This window comes from Nocardioides palaemonis, from assembly GCF_018275325.1.
GTDB lineage: Bacteria > Actinomycetota > Actinomycetes > Propionibacteriales > Nocardioidaceae > Nocardioides > Nocardioides palaemonis.
The window spans coordinates 2,146,039-2,162,718 of the sequence record NZ_JAGVQR010000001.1; the positions used below are offsets into that span (position 1 = coordinate 2,146,039).

A 16,680-nucleotide genomic window follows, 5' to 3' on the forward strand; every position below is an offset into this window, starting at 1 on the left:
TCACTGGAAGACAGCACGACACGAGGGCGCCAGCGGGGAATCTTTGTCCCACTGGCTACGTTGGGCCAGACACCGATGAACAGAAATGAGGCTGACGTGACCACTGCCACCGCACCCACCCAGGCCGTCCTCACGGCCGGTGACCGCTGCGACCGCTGCGGCGCCCAGGCCTACCTCCGGGTGGAGCTCCAGACCGGCGGCGAGCTGCTGTTCTGCGCCCACCACGCCCGCGAGCACGGCGAGAAGCTGCGCGAGGTCGCAGCCACCGTCCACGACGAGACGCACAAGCTCGAGACCCCGGCCGCGGGCAGCGAGGCCTGAACCGGCACCGCCACACCGACTCCCAGCACGACCCCGGACACGCTCTCCGGGGTCGTGCTGCGTCCGGGCCCGGTTCGGGCCGTCGGTCTGGGAGGCTGGCCCGGTGAGCCTCACCGAAGTCCTCGTCGCCGTCGCGATCGCCGTCGGCATCGCCGGCATCATCGTCCCCGTGCTGCCCGGCACGCTGCTCGTGCTCGGCGCGGTCCTCGTGTGGGCCCTCGACGTCGACACGTCCACCGCGTGGGTCGTGTTCGCGGTGTGCACGGTGCTGCTCGCGGGCGGCTCGGTCGTGAAGTTCCTCGTGCCGGGCCGTTCGCTCAAGGCGTCCGGCGTGCCCAGCCGCACCCTCGCCGTCGGCGCTCTCCTCGCGTTCGTGGGTTTCTTCGTCGTGCCCGTCGTGGGGATGTTCATCGGGTTCGTGCTCGGCGTCTACCTCGCCGAGCGCGCCCGCGTGGGCGCAGCAGCGGCGGGCCCGTCGACCCGGGCGGCGCTGCGCGCCGTCGGGGTCTCGATCCTGATCGAGCTCGTCGCCGCCTTCCTCGCCGCGACGGCGTGGGTCGTGGGCGTCGTGGTGACCTGACGTGGCGGTCCTGCTGTCCCTCGCCGCGGCGGTCGCCTACGGCCTCTCGGACTTCGTCGGCGGGCTCGCCTCGCGCCGGACCTCGGCGTGGCCGGTCGCCTTCGTCGGTACGGCGTCGGCGTGCGTCGGGGCGGTCGTCCTCGCGCTGGTGACGGACGGGGCTCCCACCGCCGCCGACCTCGGCTGGGATGCCCTGGCCGGCGTCGGCACCGGGACGGGTGGCGCGTTCCTCTACCGCGGGCTCGCGGCAGGCCGGATGGGCGTGGTCGCACCGGTGTCGGCCGTCGGGGCCGCGCTGCTGCCCGTCGTGGTCGGCGTGGCCACCGGCGAGCGACCGGCGCTGCTGGTGTGGCTCGGCCTGCTCGCCGCGGTGCCCGGCATCTGGCTGGTCAGCCGCGAGCCCGGCGGAAGCGGCGACCTCGCCGCCGGGATCCTCGACGGCGTCCTCGCCGGGGCCGGCTTCGGGCTGCTCTTCGCCGCGACCGGGCAGGTGCCGGAGGAGGCCGGCTTCGCACCGCTGGCGGTGGGCCAGGCGGTGGGTATGGTGTGCGTCGCCGTCACGGCGACCGTCCTGGGCGGACGCTGGATCCCCGACCATCCGTCGCAGGCCTGGGGCGCGGCGGCGGGACTGCTCGCCACGGCAGCCGTCGTCGCCTTCCTCCTCGCCACCCAGACGGGGCTGCTGACGGTCGCGTCGGTGGTGACGTCGCTCTACCCCGCCGTCACCATCGCGCTCGCGGCCGCCGTGCTGCGCGAGCGGGTGCACGGGTCGCAGGGCGTCGGCCTGCTCCTGTGCGGGCTCGCCGTCGGGCTCGTCGCCGCCGCCTGAGCTGCGCCCGTCACGCCCCGAGGCCGGGGGCGATCGGGAGGCTCCAGCGGTGTCGCTTCGGCGCCCAGTCCATGACCGGGTGCGAGCCGTCGGCCTCGTCCACCATCTTCACCGACACCCGGACCTCGGCGGGGTCGCCCAGGCACGCCCGGCTCACGACGGCGCGGAACACGTCCTTGCGCCACTTGGGGCGCGCCGAGTAGTCGCAGTCGACCCGGTCGTCGCTGCCGTGCCACCCACGGGCCTTGGTCAGCACGTAGTCGGTCCCGTCCCCGAGGCCGCTGCTGAGCACGTACTCAGGTCCGCGGGCGGCCCGGTCGGTGTCGATGTAGACCGACAACCCGGCCGCGCTCGAGCGCACCAGCTCGGCGAACCTGACCTTGACGAGGAGCTTCCGGCTGCCGTGCATCGCGTCGAAGCCGGTGATGTCGCTGAGCGAGGCGGTCGCGTCCGCCGGGTCGTCGATGCTGTAGTACTCCGCCCCGGCGGGCGCCGCGACCAGACCGGCGAGCAGCAGCGCGGGCACGGCGGCGAGAGAGATCCGAGTTCTCATGGATCGAGTGTGGCACCCCGCCCCCGGTGCGCGTCCACCCACTTCTGGGGGGTCGACACCGGCGCGGTGGCACCATGGCCGCATGGGCGGGCAGGCGCGGGCGACCGGACGCACCCGCGTACGGCCGCACCTGGCCGCCGCGCTCGTCCTCGCCGCCGTGGCGGGTGGGGGATGCTCCGCCGCCGATCGGCCGGCGCCCGGCCCCGGCGGGCCGCAGCCGGCGCGGCCGAGCACGACACCGGCGCCGGCGCCGCCCGATGACACCACCGCGTCACGCCGCGAGCCGGTCCGGATCGCCCTGGCCGGCGACGTGCACTTCGAGAGTGCGCTGGCGGACCGGCTGCGGCGGGTGCCTCGCGACGCCCTCGCTCCTGTTGCACGCGTCCTGGGCGCCGCCGACGTCGCCGTGCTCAACCTCGAGACATCGGTGGGCACCGGGGGCCGGCCCGAGCCCGGCAAGCGCTTCGTCTTCACCGCCCCTCCCGCGGCCTTCGAGGCACTGGCCGCCGTCGGCGTGGACGTCGCCGTGATGGCCAACAACCACGCCCTCGACCTGGGCCGGGCGCGGGTCCGGCAGGCCCTGCGGGCCGCGCGCGTCGCGGGGGTCGACGTCGCCGGGATCGGGCGCGACGCGCGGTCGGCCCGGCGCGCCGTCGTGACGAGCGTCCGCGGCACCCGCGTGGCCACCGTGGCCGCCTCCGTGGCCGACCAGGACCCGACCGCGGACCCGACCGGCCACTGGGCCGCCGGCCCGGGGCGACCCGGGATCGCCGTCGCGCTGGACCCCACCGGGCTCCTGCGCGAGGTGCGGCGCGCGCGGGCGGTCGCCGACGTCGTGCTGGTCTACCTGCACTGGGGCGTGCAGGGCGAGCGGTGCCCGTCACCGGACCAGCGCGACCTGGCCCGGCGCCTGGTCGACGCGGGCGCGGACGTCGTCGCCGGCGCCCACACCCACCTCCTGCAGGGCGACGGCCGGCTCGGTGAGGGCTACGTCGCCTACGGGCTGGGCAACTTCGCCTGGTACTCCCCCGGGCCCTCCGGTGTGCTGACCCTCCGCGTCCGGCCGGCCGTCACCCGCGGCGAGCGGGCGCGCGTCACCCGGACCCGCTGGTGGCCGGCGGCCATCGGAGACGACGGCGTGCCCCGCGAGGCCACCGGACCGGAAGCGGCGGGGTCCCGTGCCGAGCGGCGCTCGCTGCGCAGGTGCGCGGGGCTCGGCTAGCCCCGTCGGGGCGCCAGCCAGGCCAGCACCAGGCGGCCCACCCGCTCGAGCTGGTCGGGCGACACCACGCGCGGCACGTCCCCGGACGAGTGGTAGCCGGCGTAGGGCGTGGATCCCAGGCGCGCGCCCGGCAGGCCCTCGCGGACGAACGACCAGTGGTCGCTGCTGCGCTGCCCGCCCTCGGCCACCACCGGCACCCCGGAACGGCCGGCCGCGGCGAGGAGCGCGCGCTGCACCGCGTCCCCGTCCCTCGCCGACCCGACCGGCACCACGTCGCCGACCCCGACCCGGTCGAGCGACACCATTCCCCGCACGGCGCGCCGCTCGCGCCCGCCGAGCGCGGCGACGTAGGCCCGGGAGCCGAAGTGGTGCAGGTCGTCGCCTGCTCCGCGGGGCTCCTCTGCGCCGAAGGCCACCAGCACCACCGGCAGCCGGGCGCGCCGCTCGGACAGCGCCTCGGCGACGGCCAGCAGCACGCCCACCCCCGACGCGTTGTCCTCCGCCCCGGGGGCCTGCGGGACCGTGTCGAGGTGGGCGCCCACCAGCAGGTGGGGCTCCGCGCGGTCGAGGCCCGGCCGCGCGGCCACGACGTTGACCGACCGGCCGGCAGGTACCGCCACGCCCCACGACTCCCCCGCCGGGACACTGAATCCTTGGCGCTCGACCTCGTAGCCCAGCCCCCGGAGCTCGGTGGAGACCCAGCGTGCCGCCCGCGCGTACGCCCGCCCGGTGGCCTCCCGCGGGCCGATCCGCCCCGCGAGGTGCGCGACGGCCGCGACTGCCCGGCGCGGGTCGAGGTCGTCCGGGGACACCGGACTCGGCGGCTCAGCATCCCGCCCCGGCTCCGACTGCGGTGGCGGTGGCTCCGCACTGGTCGACGTGGTGGGCCCGGCGGGTGCGGACCGGTCCGGCCCCTCGTCGTCCGAGCAGCCGGCCGCGAGCGCCGGGAGCGCCACGCACGCGACCGCGAGACCCGCGAGCCGGGTCGCCCTCGAGCCGCCGGCGTCCATGCGACCACCGTAGCCGCGGGCCGTGCGCCCGGGCTTGACCTCGACTTGAGGGTGGTTTGAGGACGACGCACGCCGGTGCGGGGCACGATCTCCCCACCTGCCCCCGGAAAGGATCCCCATGACCACCCTCCTGCGTCCCGCCTCCTACCGCGCCGCCGCGGCCGCATCCGCCGTCGCGGCCACCGCGGCGAGCCTGGTGCTGCTCACCGTCCCCGCCTCCACCGCTGCCGGCGACGGCTCCGCCGGCGCCACGACGAGCGACCGCGCGGCGAAGCGCGACCGCGACGACGACGGCCTGCGCAACCGCGTCGAGCGCCGTCTCGGGCTCGACCCCCGCGACGAGGACTCCGACGACGACGGCATGGACGACGGCGACGAGGTGCACGACGACAGCCGCTCCACCGACCCCTCGGACCGTGACACCGACGACGACGGCGTGCGCGACGGCGACGAGGACGCCGACCACGACGGCGTCGACAACGAGGACGAGGACGACCTGCTCGAGTCGTGCGCGGCCGACGACGACGACAGCGACCACGACGGCGTGCGTGACGAGGACGAGAACGAGCACGGCACGCGCGCCGGGGTCGCGGACAGCGACCACGACGGAACGGTCGACGGCGAGGAGGACAGCGACGACGACGGCGTCAGCGACTCCGACGACGACGACTCCACCGAGGACCACTGCTCATCCGACGACGACCAGCACGACGAGGACGAGACCGACGACCACGGATCGGACGACCGCCGCTGACGCGTACTCGTCCCCGGATGCCCGTCCGGACGCCCCGTCGGACGCACGAGGGCCCGACCGCGGCTGCGGTCGGGCCCTCGTCGCGTCGTGCGCCTGACGCTCAGTCCAGGTAGTCGCGCAGCACCTGCGAGCGGCTCGGGTGGCGCAGCTTGGACATCGTCTTCGACTCGATCTGGCGGATCCGCTCGCGGGTCACGCCGTAGACCTTGCCGATCTCGTCGAGCGTCTTGGGCTGGCCGTCGGTGAGGCCGAAGCGCATCGACACCACGCCCGCCTCGCGCTCGGAGAGCGTGTCGAGGACGGCGTGCAGCTGCTCCTGCAGCAGCGTGAACGACACGGCGTCGGCGGGGACGATCGCCTCGGAGTCCTCGATCAGGTCGCCGAACTCGGAGTCGCCGTCCTCGCCGAGCGGGGTGTGCAGGGAGATCGGCTCGCGGCCGTACTTCTGGACCTCGATGACCTTCTCCGGGGTCATGTCGAGCTCCTTGGCCAGCTCCTCCGGCGTGGGCTCGCGGCCCAGGTCCTGGAGCATCTGGCGCTGCACGCGCGCGAGCTTGTTGATGACCTCGACCATGTGCACCGGGATGCGGATGGTGCGGGCCTGGTCGGCCATCGCGCGGGTGATCGCCTGGCGGATCCACCACGTCGCGTAGGTCGAGAACTTGTAGCCCTTGGTGTAGTCGAACTTCTCGACCGCGCGGATCAGGCCGAGGTTGCCCTCCTGGATCAGGTCCAGGAAGAGCATGCCGCGTCCGGTGTAGCGCTTGGCGAGGGAGACCACGAGGCGGAGGTTGGCCTCGAGGAGGTGGTTCTTCGCGCGGCGACCGTCCTCGGCGATCCACTCGTACTCCTCGAGCATCTTCGCGCTGATCCGACCGCCCTTGGCGAGCTTCTCCTCCGAGAACAGGCCGGCCTCGATCCGCTTGGCGAGCTCGACCTCCATCTCGGCGTTGAGCAGCGGGACCTTGCCGATCTGCTTGAGGTAGTCCTTGACCGGGTCGGCGGTCGCGCCGGCGACCATGACCTGCTGCTCGGGCTCGTCGGTCTCGTCGGCCGCGGAGACGGTGAAGGCCTGCTTCTCGTCCTCCTTGATCGTCGGATCTGCGGCGACGTCCTTCTCGAACTGGTCGTCCGGGATGTCCGGGAGGACCTTCTTGCCGTCCGGGCCCACGGCGGGCGTCTCGACCGCACCGAGGTCGACGACCTCGTCGGCGCCGGTCGCCGTGGCAGTGGCCTTCTTCGCCGCCGCCTTCTTGGCGGGCGCGGCCTTCTTGGCGGGCGCGGCCTTCTTCGCCGGCGCGGCGGGCTCGGCGGCGGCGGACGCGGCCGCCTTCTTCGCCGGGGCCTTCTTGGCCGCTGCCGAGGTGGACGCCCGCTTGCTGGTGGCGGCGACCGCGCGCAGGCTCGAGGCATCGAGCTGGACCGTGATGCCGAGCTCCCCGAGGTGCACGAGCAGCGCCTTCAGGTGACGAGGCTCGACCCCCGCCTCGTCACTGGCCCGGCGCACGTCCTGGGGGGACACGGTGCCGGTCGGGGCGCCGCCCTCGACCAGGGCGGTGATGGAGGGGTGCGACAGCACCTCCGCGGGGAGCAACTTGCGTGCGTGTGAGGACACGAACACCTCTCGTCAAGCAACTTCGGGGCGCGGCGAGGCCCGGAGACGTCAAGAGCCGCTCGGTCATTCTGCCACGAGGGTCCACGGAGGCGTGGATCGCCCTCACTGCGCGTCGCGCGCCGCCGCCTTCTTCGCCTTCTTGAAGTCGCGCACCTTCTGCAACGAGTCGGCGTCGACGACGTCGGCGACCGACCGGTGGCCCTCGAGGGCGTAGTCGCCGACGGCGGCCTCCCACCCGTCCGGACGTACGCCGAGCTGCTTGGCGAGCAGGGCGACGAAGATCTGCGCCTTCTGCTTGCCGAACCCGGGGAGCGACATCACCCGCTTCAGCAGGTCCTTGCCGTCGCGGGCCTCGGTCCACAGCCGCGACGCGTCACCGCCGTAGGTGTCCTCGACGATCCGGGCCAGCTCCTGCATCCGCGCCGACATCGACCCGGGGAAGCGGTGGATCGCCGGCGGGGTGGACGCCATCGCGGCGAACTCCTCGGGGTCGGCCGAGGCGATCGCGCCCGGCTCGACGGTGCCGAAGCGGTCGAGGACCTTGGCCGGCCCGCGGAACGCGTGCTCCATCGGGTACTGCTGGTCGAGCATCATCCCCACGAGCAGGGCGAAGGCGGAGTCGTCGAGGACCTTGTCGGCGGCCGGGTCACCGGTGATCTGGAAGCCCATGCGGGCGATTGTGCCAGTCCCGCGGCCCGTCCGGCGTGTGCCGGGTGGGCGTCACCGCGAGGTGGTCACGTCGCCCTGGTGGTCACTGGGCCTTGACGGCGAGGACCGGGCAGGGTGCGTCGAGCAGCACGCGCTGGGCGTTGCTGCCCAGGATCAGCTTGCCGACCGGCGAGCGGCGGCGCAGGCCGATGACGAGCAGCTCGGCGTCGTTGGCCTCGGCGATGCTGATCAGGTCCTCGGCGGGCTCGAAGCCGCGCACCAGCTGGCGCACGTCGTGCTCGACGCCCGATGCCTCGAGCTTCTCGCGGATCGTCGCCATGTCGTCCTCCGCGGCCCGGGCCTTGACGCCGTCGAACTCCTGGCCGCCCCGGTGGGAGTTGACCACGACCAGCTTGCCGCCGCGCAGCTTCGCCTCGCTGATGCCGGCTTCCAGGGCGGCCTCGCCCTCCGGCTTCGGGACGTATCCGACGACAACGGTGCCCATGGGGTCTCCTCTCGCGGCCGCAGCCCCGTGTGGCTGGCCTGCTGGCACCGTAACGGAAACCTCGTGGGTTGGGCAGCCTGTGGACAGGCGCGCCGGGGCGCCTCCCGTCCGTCAGGGTGGGACGGTGCTCCGCAGTGCCGTCCACGCACCGATCGACCGCGAGACCCACGCGGTGCTGCGCGCCGCCGTGCTGGCGCTGGTCGACGCGCGACCCGGCAGACGCTTCGCGCCGGTCCTCCACGCCGGACGCCCCGGTCTCGCGGTGCGCCACCAGGACCCCCGCCCCGGGTCCGCGGGTGCCGTTCCCGTGGACGACGCCGGCCTGCGTGCCGACCTCGCCCTCGCGCTGCTGCGCCGGGCGCGGGCGCTGCACCGGGAGCCGCTCGTCTGGCTGACCCGTCCCGGAGAGCTGAGCGTGCACGACGACGACCTCCGGTGGCTCGGGCCGACGGCGTGGGCGGCGCAGGCGCTGGGCCTCCCGGCCGGGCTGGTCGTCGTCACGCCCCGCGGCTGGTTCGACCCCGTCTCCGGCGTGCAGCGCGAGTGGCAGCGGATGCGGCCGCGCGCCCCGGGATGACGGTCAGTCCCACTCGTGGACCGGCTGGTTGCTGTGCATCCGCTCGCGGTAGTCGAGGAGGGCCGCCCGGAGCGTGTCGTAGCGGTCGGCTCCCCCGCGCTCGTGCACCCGGCCGACGAACCACGCGGCGCCGCTGGTCTCCTTGAGGCAGCGCTGCTCGATGATGCCGAGGTAGCGGTCGCTCTCCTCCGCTGGCACGCCGTAGGAGTCGAGGCCGGCACGCGCCATCGGCAGCAGCCGGCGCAGCACCAGCTCGGTCGCCCGTACCTGTCCGATGCCGGGCCAGTAGACCTGGGCGTCGACGCCCATCTGGGCGGCGACCTGGAAGTTCTCCTCGGCCGCCGAGAACGACATCTGCGACCAGAGCGGGCGCTCGCTCTCCGCGAGGTGGCGGACCAGGCCGAACCACAGGGCTGCGTTGGCGATCGTGTCGGCCACCGTCGGTCCGGCGGCGAGCAGCCGGTTCTCGACCCGCAGGTGCGGCACGCCGCCTGCGATGTCGTAGACGGGCCGGTTCCAGCGGTAGATGGTCCCGTTGTGCAGGCGCAGCTCGTGGAGCTGCGGGGTGCCGCCCGCGTCGAGGACCTCGAGCGGGTCCTCCTCGTCGGTGACCGGCAGCAGTGCCGGGAAGTAGCGGACGTTCTCCTCGAACAGGTCGAACACCGACGTGATCCACCGCTCCCCGAACCACACGCGCGGGCGCACGCCCTGCGCCTTGAGCTCCTCGCTGCGCGTGTCGGTGGCCTGCTCGAAGAGCGGGATGCGCGTCTCGCGCCAGAGCTCCTTGCCGAGCAGGAAGGGCGAGTTGGCCGAGACGGCCACCTGGATCCCGGCGATCGCCTGCGCCGCGTTCCAGTAGGCGGCGAACTGGTCGGGCGAGGTCTGCACGTGGAACTGGGTGCTGGTGCAGGCCGCCTCGGGCACGATCGAGTCGGCGGTGGCGGTGAGCCGCTCGCGCCCGGAGATGGCGATCGTGATGTCCTCGCCGCGGGCGTTGAGGATCTGCTCGGACAGCAGCTTGTAGCGCGGGTTCGCGCTCAGCGCGGAGACGCTCATGTGGCCCTCGGCCAGGGTCGGGAGGATCCCGATCATCACCTGGTGCGCCCCGACCTCGGCGGCCTTCTCCTCCGCGTTGTTGAGCGAGCGCCGCAGGCTGTCCTCGAAGGTGGAGAGCCCGCCCTCGCGCAGCTTGGCGGGCGCGAGGTTGACCTCGATGTTGAACTGGCCGAGCTCGGTCTGGAAGTCGGGGTCGGCGAGCGCCTCGAGCACCTCGGCGTTCTTCAGCGCCGGGTCGCCGGCGTCGTCGATGAGGTTGAGCTCCATCTCGAGCCCGGTCATCGGGTCGTCGGTGTCGAAGCGCGACTCGCGCAGCATCCGGGCGAAGACGTCGAGGTTGCGACGGATCTTCTCGCGGTGGCGCGTCCGGTCAGCCCGGCTGAACTCCTGCTGATCGACTTCTTCTCCCATGGGCGCACCCTAGTCAGGCGCACGGGGCGGCGGGAACGCCCGCGCGGCGGCGTCTCACGCCGCGGGGTCCCCCGAACCACCCAGCACCGGACGCAGGCCCTCCCACGCGTCGGGGCTCACGGCTCCGTCGAGGACGTGGGCGACGAGCCCGGCCAGCGAGTGGTCGGGGCACCCCTCGCGGCTCCGGTCGACCGCGCACCACGCCAGGGCGCCGTCGCCGAGCAGCCACGCGGCGAACGCGAGGACCGCCGCGGGACCCGCGACGTGCTCGAGCGGCAGCCGGCGCACCGCGTCGGACCACAGGTCGACCGCGGCCCGCGCCTGCTCACGGGTCAGCGACACCCACGCCTCGTCCCGGAGCGGACCGCTGGTGACCGTCACCGCGACCCGCGCCAGCTCCGCCGTCGTGAACGACCTGGTCCCCGCGGTCCGCCGGCGGCACAGCGCGCCGAGCCCACCGGGCGCGAGCGGGACCGCGTCGCGGATCCGGGCGGCCGTCCGTGCTGCCTCCTCCGGGTCGGGCGCGATGGTCGCGCGCAGCGCGTCGCGGCTCGGGTGGGTGACGCGTCCGTCGAGCACCCCCTGGGCGGTGAACGGGTGGTCGGTCAGGGTGAAGGGCACGCCGCGGTAGGCCTCGAGGGGAGCCCCGGGCAGCACCGCGTACCAGTGCGAGTCGTGGACCCGCAGCACCTCGTGGACGGTGACGCCCTCGGCCGTGAGCTCGTCGTGGAGCGCCCAGGCCGCCTCGTCGGCGACGGTCGTGTCGTCGTCGTAGACCACGAGGACCACCTCGCGGACGCGGTGGCGCCGCACCGGCCGCACCAGCGCCTCGACGACGTCGTCGACGTCGTCGGGGTCGTGCGGGAGGTCGACGCGGGCGTGCAGGCCGCCGGGCGCGCCGACGCTGACCAGGACGACCGAGTGCTGGGGCTGGAAGCCGAGCGCGAGCGGGACGAAGGCGACGAGGTCGGCGGGCGTGCGAGCGCGCATCAGGGTGGCAGGCCGCGCGGGGTCGGGCACCGGGACCCTGCCCGGCTCGGGAGCGATGGGGTTCGTTGTCATGACGAGGACGCTTCCCGCACCCACCGACCTCCCACGCCTCCCGGTCCGCCGGCCTGTGGAGGAAGGCCCGCGGGGCTCGCCTGTGGATGGTTGGTGGACTGGGAGACTGGTCCGGTGACGTCGCACTCCCCCACCCCTGGCCTCGGGTCCCCGGCCTGATGCGCGCCACCGCCTCGATCCTCCACGTCGACCTCGACGCGTTCTTCGCAGCCGTCGAGCAGCGCGACAAGCCGTCGCTGCGCGGCAAGCCGGTGATCGTCGGCGGCACGGGCGGACGCGGCGTCGTCGCCACGGCCTCCTACGAGGCGAGGCGCTACGGCGTGGGCTCGGCGATGTCGGGTCGCGAGGCGCGGGCACGGTGCCCCCACGCCGCGTTCCTCAGCGGACGCTTCCACGCCTACCGCGAGACCAGCAGGCAGGTCATGGACGTGCTGCGCGAGCTGTCCCCGCTCGTGGAGCCGCTCTCGCTGGACGAGGCGTTCGTCGACCTGGCGGCGGCCGGGCTGTCGGACCTCGAGGTGGCCACGGTGACTCAGGTCGGGGCCGAGCTGCGCCGCCGCGTGCAGGAGGTGACCGGGGGGTTGACCGCCACGGTCGGGATCGCCTCGTCGAAGTTCCTCGCCAAGGTGGCCAGCGAGCTTGACAAGCCCGACGGCATGACGGTGGTCGCTCCCGGGACGGAGCTCGATCTCCTGCGGCCGATGCGGGTGGGCGTCATCCCGGGCGTCGGGCCGGCCACGGCCGACCGCCTGAGGCGTGCCGGGATCCACACCATCGCCGAGCTCGAGGGCACCGGCGAGGACGAGCTGGTCGCGCTGCTCGGCAAGGCGCAGGGGCACGGCCTGTGGCAGCTCGCACGTGCGCGCGACGACCGCCCCGTCGTGGCCGAGCGCGAGGCGAAGTCGATCAGCGTCGAGGGCACGTACGACTCCGACCTCACCGACCGGCGGCTGATGGAGGGGCTGCTGACCCGCCAGGCGCGCGACGTCGGCGCCCGGATGCGCAAGGGCGGGCACTCGGGGCGCACCGTGACGATCAAGGTCCGGCTGCACGACTTCACCACCCTCAGCCGCTCCAGCACCCTGTCCAGCCCGACCGACGACGGCGCCACGATCGCCCGCGTCGCCCGCTCGCTGCTCGCCGACCTCGACACGACCGGCGGCGTCCGCCTCCTCGGCGTCGGCGTCTCGGGGCTGGCCGACTGGGTGCAGGAGGACCTGTTCGGCACGGACACCGACTCCGAGGAGGACGTCGAGGTCGAGCTGCCGGCGCCGCCGCGACGGCTGTGGCCACCGGGCGCGGACGTCGTCCACGACGAGATGGGCCCGGGCTGGGTGTGGGGGTCGGGGTCGGGTGTCGTCACCGTCCGCTTCGAGACTGCGCACACGCCGCCCGGGCCGGTGCGCAGCTATCGCAGCGACGACCCCGCCCTGCATCGCGTCGAGCCTCCCGCCGAGGACTGAGGTCGCGGCCGCCCACCGCTCCCGCGGCACGGGCCCGACATGGTGAAGGGCTCCCGGCGGTATGAGCGCCGGGAGCCCCTCGATTCGGCCGGGTGTGGTGACGTCCGGCCCACCGGACCGGGCACCGCGTCCCCGCCTGCCCCGTCACCGGGCCTGCGCGGCGAGCACGCTCGCCGGGTGGAACTCGTGCCGTCCGATCCGATCCCCGACCCCGCAGGAGCGGCGTCGGTAGGCAGAGTTCTATGCCCCTCGTCCCCGCCGGCACAAGGGCCTGGCGGCACAAACCCGGGGTCCCACAGGGTTGCCCACAGAAGTCGTCCGGTCCTCCACAGCGGGGCGACGGCCCTCCACAGGTGCCGGGACGTTCGGTCCGGGTGCACGGACCCGATCGGGAACCCCTGAGAAGTCCCTGAGAGTTCGTCGATCGTGCAACTCACGGGGTACCTGAGTCGTCAAGGCAGGTGAAGGCACCGGCAATCGGCGGGGAACACCGCGTCGAACACAGGTGTTGGAACAGGCGTGCGACACGGGGTGGTCGCACAGGACGCAGGAGGACCGCATGAGCACTGCACAGGCCAACCGCAGCACCACCACGACCCGCGAGATCGAGGGCCGCGACAGCGTCGGGCTCTACCTGGACGAGATCGCGCGCACCCCGCTCCTCGACGCCGAGACCGAGGTCGAGCTGTCCAAGACGATCGAGGCCGGCCTGATGGCCCAGCACCTCCTCGACACCGGACGCGTCGGCCGTCGCAAGGGCGGCGCGCCGATGAGCGCCAACGAGGCGGAGCTCGAGTGGCTCGCCGAGCAGGGGCGCCTCGCCGTCGACCGGTTCATCGAGGCCAACCTGCGCCTGGTGGTGTCGATCGCCCGCAAGTACGGGCGCTCGCAGATGCCGATGCTCGACCTCATCCAGGAGGGCAACACCGGCCTGATCCGTGCGGTCGAGAAGTTCGACTACACCAAGGGCTACAAGTTCTCCACCTACGCCACGTGGTGGGTGCGCCAGGCGATCACCCGCGGCATCGCGCAGCAGGCGCGCGTCGTGCGGCTCCCCGTCCACGTCGTCGAGGAGCTCAACCAGGTCGGCAGCGCGCGTCGCACGCTGGAGCGCCAGCTCGGCCGCGAGCCGGAGCCGCAGGAGATCGCCACCGAGCTCGGCATGGACCTCGACCGGGTCCTCGACCTGATGAGCTGGGGTCGCGACCACGTCTCGCTCGACACCCCTGTCGACGAGGACGGCGACACCTCGCTCGGTGACCTGATGGCGCAGGAGACCGCCCCCGGACCCGACCTGAACGTGCTCGACGCGGAGGCCCGTCAGCGCCTCGAGGACCTCGTCGGGATCCTCGACGAGCGGTCGGCCGACATCGTCCGGGCGCGCTACGGCCTGGCCGACGGACGCCAGCACAAGCTCGCCGACATCGGTGCCCGCCACGGCATCTCCGCCGAGCGGGTCCGCCAGCTCGAGCGGGAGGCGCTGCAGAAGCTCCGCCGCGCCGGCGACCCCGACCTCGCGGCCTGATCCGGGGGCGCGTACCGGTCCTTTCAGCGATCCCCGGTCAGCCGGGGATCGCTGAACATGTCAGGCCGTGCACGCCCTGACATGTTCAGCGAGAGCCTGACCGGTACGCCGCCTGGTCAGTACGCCGCGGACTCCAGGTCCGCGCTCGCGGCCCGTGCCCGGTCGACCACGTCGGCCGGCACGGGCCGTTGTGCTGCCAGGCGCGCCTGCCACATCTGCACCGCCACCACGCGGGCCGCGGCCTCCTCGACCCGGGCGCGGGACACGTCGCCCGAGCGGAGCGCGTCGACGACGACCTGGTGGGTGGCGGCGTTGTCGACGGGCATCAGCAGCAGGTCCGCGCCGGCCTCCAGCGCCTGCAGCGCGGGGTAGGGCCGGCCCGCGACGGCGCCCATGCCGAGGGAGTCGGTGATGGTGACGCCCTCGAAGCCGAGGTCGTCACGGAGCATCGAGTAGACCTCCGGCGCCATGCTGGCGGGGACGTCGGGGGCGATGCTGGTCAGGTCGAGGTGGCTGAGCATGACCGCCGGCGCCGCGTGCTTGATCGCCGACTCGAAGGGCGGCAGGTCGTGCTCCTGGATCTCGGCGAGCGTCGAGCCCACCACCGGGAGGGTGTCGTGGCTGTCGGTCGTGGCGGTGCCGTGACCGGGGAAGTGCTTGACGGTCGAGACCACGCCGGCGTCGTCGTAGCCCTTGATCGCCGCGCCGACCGCCTGCGCCGCGACCTGCGGGTCCATCGACGGCGACCGGGCTCCAATGGTGGGGTCGGCGGCGCCGATGGTGACGTCGGCGACCGGCGCGAACACCCAGGTGAAGCCGAGGCTGCGCAGCTCGAGACCGGTGGTCAGTGCGGCCGCGCGGGTCACCCGTCGGCCGAGCCGGGCGTCGGCCTGGATCGCGAGGCCCGCGGACTGGAAGTGCGGGAAGTCGGTGGCGATGCCGCGCAGGTGGGAGACGTAGCCGCCCTCCTGGTCGACGCCGATGACCGGCGGGAAGTCACGGCCGTCGGCGGCCGACGCCTCGGCGATCGCGGAGGTCATCGCCCGCACCTGGTCGCCGTCCGTGACGTTGTCGGCCGTGATCGAGATGCCGGCGAGGTGCAGGTCGCGCACCATCTGCGCGGGCACCGCCGGGTCGGTGCCGTGGAAGCGTCCGACGATCACCTGGCCGGCGAGCCGCTCGTCGCTCCAGCCCGCCACCATCTCCTGCGCCTGCTCGAGCTCGCCCACCGTCGGTCCCCAGGAGGTGGGGGTGTCGGCGTCGACCGTCGGGGACGCCGAGGGCGCCGGCTCGGACGGCGTCGACGAGCCGGACGACGAGCCGGACGACGAGGCGGACGAGGTCGCGGGGGGCTCCGCCGGGTCGGCGCCGAGGCTCGCGCACCCGCTGACCAGCAGCAGTCCGGTCGCGATCACGGCCAGGCGGGGTCGGAGCGAGAGCACGCCCGGGAGGTTACCGGCCGGACCCTGACGACGAGGAAACGTCAGGCGCCCGCGACCAGGTCGGCGTGGAGCTCCTCCACCGCGCGACGCAGGTCCTCCTGCGTGCCGGTGTTGTCCAACACCCGGGTGGCGATCGCGAGCCGCTGCTCGCGTCCGGCCTGGGCGGCGATCCGCGCCTCCGCCTCCTCGCGGGTCCAGTCCCGGTCGCGCACCATCCGCTCGACCTGGACCTCGGTCGGGACGTCGACGACGACCACCTCGTCGAAGGACGCGGCCCGGTCGCCCTCCGCGAGCAGCGGGATGTCGTGGACGACCACCGCGTCCGGGGGCGCCTCCGCCTCGAGCTCGGCACCCCGCTGGTGGACGAGCGGGTGGATGATCGCCTCGAGCCGCTTGCGAGCCCCGGGATCGCCGAAGACCAGCCGGCCCATCGCCGGCCGGTCGAGGTCGCCCTCGTGCGTCAGCACCTCGGGGCCGAACTCCTCGACCACCGCCGCCAGCCCGGGCGTGCCGCGGGCCACGACCTCACGTGCCAGCACGTCGGCGTCGATCACGACGGCTCCCAGCTCGGCGAGCATCCGCGAGACGGTGCTCTTGCCGGAGGCGATGCCCCCGGTCAGGCCGACCCGTACGGTCACTGGTCCTCCCCCACGACGACGGTCAGGATCTCGTGGAGCGTACGACGCTGGGTGGGGGTGAGCACGTCGAGGACCCGCTCGGACGCATCACGGCGTACGTCGTCGATCTGCGCCACCAGCGCGCGCCCGGTGTCGGTGAGGGTCAGCGTGGTCGCCCGTCGGTCCGTCGGATCGGGCGCCCGGTCCACCCAGCCACGCTCCTCGAGGGCGTCGACGACCTCCGTGGCCGAGCGGGGCGCGATGTGCAGGTCGTCGGCGAGCGCGGAGGGACGCATGCCGTCCGGCCGCGACGCGAGCACCCGCAACGCGCGCGACTGGGACGGCGTCACCTGCCACCGCGCGAGCGCGTCGAGGTGGGCCCGCCGGACGCGGCGCGCGGCGGCCATCACCAGGTCTCCGGTCTGGGTCTCTCGCCCCACGGGAATACGTCCTGCCTGCATCGGGTTGCTACCTCATAGTGAGGTTACCT

At 74.0% G+C, this 16,680-nt stretch carries 18 protein-coding genes; 8 read left to right on the plus strand and 10 right to left on the minus strand.

From position 1 onward, the window contains the following. Window positions 1–75: 75 nt before the first annotated feature. The 3 genes from KDN32_RS10525 to KDN32_RS10535 all read left to right on the plus strand — a co-directional run bounded on the left by KDN32_RS10525 (window position 76) and on the right by KDN32_RS10535 (window position 1,730). Complete coding sequence (locus KDN32_RS10525; RefSeq protein ID WP_211731918.1) at window positions 76–321, plus strand: DUF7455 domain-containing protein; 246 nt, start codon at window positions 76–78, stop codon at window positions 319–321. Window positions 322–424: 103 nt separating this feature from the next. Next, window positions 425–901, plus strand: coding sequence for a DUF456 domain-containing protein (locus tag KDN32_RS10530; RefSeq protein ID WP_211731919.1), 477 nt, complete (start codon window positions 425–427; stop codon window positions 899–901). Window position 902: 1 nt separating this feature from the next. Then, the gene (locus KDN32_RS10535; protein ID WP_211731920.1) at window positions 903–1,730 is read left to right on the plus strand and encodes a DMT family transporter; all 828 of its coding nucleotides are present in this window, start codon (window positions 903–905) and stop codon (window positions 1,728–1,730) included. A 10-nt stretch (window positions 1,731–1,740) separates the two neighbouring features. On the opposite strand, the gene KDN32_RS10540 is transcribed toward KDN32_RS10535, so the two are convergent. Beyond that, entirely contained in the window at window positions 1,741–2,283 is a 543-nt protein-coding gene (locus KDN32_RS10540; RefSeq protein ID WP_211731921.1) for a hypothetical protein, read from the minus strand. 82 nt (window positions 2,284–2,365) lie between these two features. Here KDN32_RS10540 and KDN32_RS10545 point away from each other — a divergent pair, with 82 nt between their 5' ends. Further along, window positions 2,366–3,505, plus strand: a complete 1,140-nt coding sequence (locus KDN32_RS10545) for a CapA family protein (RefSeq protein ID WP_211731922.1) — start codon at window positions 2,366–2,368, stop codon at window positions 3,503–3,505. Here KDN32_RS10545 and KDN32_RS10550 read toward each other — a convergent pair. Next, window positions 3,502–4,515 carry a M28 family metallopeptidase gene (locus tag KDN32_RS10550; RefSeq protein WP_211731923.1) on the minus strand — a complete coding sequence of 338 codons (1,014 nt, stop codon included), beginning with the start codon at window positions 4,513–4,515 and terminating at the stop codon, window positions 3,502–3,504. The genes KDN32_RS10545 and KDN32_RS10550 overlap by 4 nt on opposite strands. A gap of 118 nt (window positions 4,516–4,633) precedes the next feature. Here KDN32_RS10550 and KDN32_RS10555 point away from each other — a divergent pair, with 118 nt between their 5' ends. Next, window positions 4,634–5,269 (plus strand): hypothetical protein, encoded by a 636-nt coding sequence (locus KDN32_RS10555; protein WP_211731924.1) that lies wholly within the window; start codon window positions 4,634–4,636, stop codon window positions 5,267–5,269. A gap of 100 nt (window positions 5,270–5,369) precedes the next feature. Here the strand turns inward: KDN32_RS10555 and KDN32_RS10560 are convergent, their stop codons facing one another. From KDN32_RS10560 to KDN32_RS10570, 3 genes are all read right to left on the minus strand, one after another. After that, complete coding sequence (locus tag KDN32_RS10560; protein ID WP_307853937.1) at window positions 5,370–6,890, minus strand: RNA polymerase sigma factor; 1,521 nt, start codon at window positions 6,888–6,890, stop codon at window positions 5,370–5,372. 96 nt (window positions 6,891–6,986) lie between these two features. Then, the gene (locus tag KDN32_RS10565; protein WP_211731925.1) at window positions 6,987–7,553 is read right to left on the minus strand and encodes an HhH-GPD-type base excision DNA repair protein; all 567 of its coding nucleotides are present in this window, start codon (window positions 7,551–7,553) and stop codon (window positions 6,987–6,989) included. Between the two features lie 82 nt (window positions 7,554–7,635). Next, window positions 7,636–8,037 carry a universal stress protein gene (locus KDN32_RS10570; RefSeq protein WP_211731926.1) on the minus strand — a complete coding sequence of 134 codons (402 nt, stop codon included), beginning with the start codon at window positions 8,035–8,037 and terminating at the stop codon, window positions 7,636–7,638. Window positions 8,038–8,161: 124 nt separating this feature from the next. On the opposite strand from KDN32_RS10570, the gene KDN32_RS10575 reads away from it, so the two are divergent. Then, window positions 8,162–8,614: a hypothetical protein gene (locus KDN32_RS10575; RefSeq protein WP_211731927.1), complete on the plus strand. Its 453-nt coding sequence runs from the start codon at window positions 8,162–8,164 to the stop codon at window positions 8,612–8,614. A gap of 3 nt (window positions 8,615–8,617) precedes the next feature. Here the strand turns inward: KDN32_RS10575 and KDN32_RS10580 are convergent, their stop codons facing one another. Beyond that, window positions 8,618–10,081, minus strand: a complete 1,464-nt coding sequence (locus KDN32_RS10580; protein WP_211731928.1) for a glutamate-cysteine ligase family protein — start codon at window positions 10,079–10,081, stop codon at window positions 8,618–8,620. Window positions 10,082–10,135: 54 nt separating this feature from the next. Continuing rightward, window positions 10,136–11,143 (minus strand): DUF4192 domain-containing protein, encoded by a 1,008-nt coding sequence (locus KDN32_RS10585; RefSeq protein WP_211731929.1) that lies wholly within the window; start codon window positions 11,141–11,143, stop codon window positions 10,136–10,138. A gap of 158 nt (window positions 11,144–11,301) precedes the next feature. Here KDN32_RS10585 and KDN32_RS10590 point away from each other — a divergent pair, with 158 nt between their 5' ends. After that, window positions 11,302–12,606 carry a DNA polymerase IV gene (locus KDN32_RS10590; protein WP_211731930.1) on the plus strand — a complete coding sequence of 435 codons (1,305 nt, stop codon included), beginning with the start codon at window positions 11,302–11,304 and terminating at the stop codon, window positions 12,604–12,606. A gap of 559 nt (window positions 12,607–13,165) precedes the next feature. Continuing rightward, a complete protein-coding gene (locus tag KDN32_RS10595) occupies window positions 13,166–14,131 on the plus strand; it encodes a sigma-70 family RNA polymerase sigma factor (protein ID WP_211731931.1) in 966 nt (321 codons plus the stop codon). Window positions 14,132–14,247: 116 nt separating this feature from the next. Here KDN32_RS10595 and KDN32_RS10600 read toward each other — a convergent pair whose 3' ends face one another. From KDN32_RS10600 to KDN32_RS10610, 3 genes are read right to left on the minus strand one after another with little or no spacing between them, the layout of a single operon-like run. Further along, window positions 14,248–15,573: a glycoside hydrolase family 3 N-terminal domain-containing protein gene (locus KDN32_RS10600; protein WP_307853938.1), complete on the minus strand. Its 1,326-nt coding sequence runs from the start codon at window positions 15,571–15,573 to the stop codon at window positions 14,248–14,250. Window positions 15,574–15,614: 41 nt separating this feature from the next. Beyond that, the gene (gene coaE, locus KDN32_RS10605; RefSeq protein ID WP_211731932.1) at window positions 15,615–16,211 is read right to left on the minus strand and encodes a dephospho-CoA kinase; all 597 of its coding nucleotides are present in this window, start codon (window positions 16,209–16,211) and stop codon (window positions 15,615–15,617) included. Further along, window positions 16,208–16,630 carry a MarR family winged helix-turn-helix transcriptional regulator gene (locus KDN32_RS10610; protein WP_307853940.1) on the minus strand — a complete coding sequence of 141 codons (423 nt, stop codon included), beginning with the start codon at window positions 16,628–16,630 and terminating at the stop codon, window positions 16,208–16,210. Before KDN32_RS10610 ends, coaE begins: the two co-directional genes overlap by 4 nt. Between the last annotated feature and the right edge of the window lie 50 nt (window positions 16,631–16,680).

Bases quoted from the DNA above. Each gene is read 5' to 3' on its own strand.
- KDN32_RS10525 (WP_211731918.1), top strand. From the start codon at position 76: ATGAACAGAAATGAGGCTGACGTGACCACTGCCACCGCACCCACCCAG.
- KDN32_RS10540 (WP_211731921.1), bottom strand. From the start codon at position 2,283: ATGAGAACTCGGATCTCTCTCGCCGCCGTGCCCGCGCTGCTGCTCGCC.
- KDN32_RS10545 (WP_211731922.1), top strand. From the start codon at position 2,366: ATGGGCGGGCAGGCGCGGGCGACCGGACGCACCCGCGTACGGCCGCAC.
- KDN32_RS10550 (WP_211731923.1), bottom strand. From the start codon at position 4,515: ATGGACGCCGGCGGCTCGAGGGCGACCCGGCTCGCGGGTCTCGCGGTC.
- KDN32_RS10555 (WP_211731924.1), top strand. From the start codon at position 4,634: ATGACCACCCTCCTGCGTCCCGCCTCCTACCGCGCCGCCGCGGCCGCA.
- KDN32_RS10565 (WP_211731925.1), bottom strand. From the start codon at position 7,553: ATGGGCTTCCAGATCACCGGTGACCCGGCCGCCGACAAGGTCCTCGAC.
- KDN32_RS10570 (WP_211731926.1), bottom strand. From the start codon at position 8,037: ATGGGCACCGTTGTCGTCGGATACGTCCCGAAGCCGGAGGGCGAGGCC.
- KDN32_RS10580 (WP_211731928.1), bottom strand. From the start codon at position 10,081: ATGGGAGAAGAAGTCGATCAGCAGGAGTTCAGCCGGGCTGACCGGACG.
- KDN32_RS10585 (WP_211731929.1), bottom strand. From the start codon at position 11,143: ATGACAACGAACCCCATCGCTCCCGAGCCGGGCAGGGTCCCGGTGCCC.
- KDN32_RS10590 (WP_211731930.1), top strand. From the start codon at position 11,302: ATGCGCGCCACCGCCTCGATCCTCCACGTCGACCTCGACGCGTTCTTC.
- KDN32_RS10595 (WP_211731931.1), top strand. From the start codon at position 13,166: ATGAGCACTGCACAGGCCAACCGCAGCACCACCACGACCCGCGAGATC.